General features: G+C 56.1%; 1 protein-coding gene. It reads left to right on the forward strand.

Annotation, left to right across the window (positions count from 1 at the left end):
• Positions 1-264: hypothetical protein (locus FRY97_RS22830; RefSeq protein WP_170254914.1), on the forward strand; the 264-nt coding region annotated here is incomplete at both ends.

The raw sequence follows: 264 nt of genomic DNA on the forward strand, positions 1-264 counted from the left end.
CAGATCGAGCCAGTAGCTGTATGTGACGACCAGCTGAACGTAAGCATCGGCGGTGGCAACATCGTACCTGGCCAGCCAGCACTTGCGCGTGTATTCGCAGAAGATGTTGACGAAGGCTCATGGGACAACTGTGGCCCTGTAACGATCGCGATCTTCCGCAACAACTTCAACGCAGCAGCGAACACATGCGGCAGTGGCCTGAGCGCTACCGGCGACTTTGTGGACTTCTTCTGCTGTGACGTAGGCGTTACATCTGACATCACC

The sequence above is a fragment of the Phaeodactylibacter luteus genome (genome assembly GCF_007993045.1).
Taxonomy (GTDB): domain Bacteria; phylum Bacteroidota; class Bacteroidia; order Chitinophagales; family Saprospiraceae; genus Phaeodactylibacter; species Phaeodactylibacter luteus.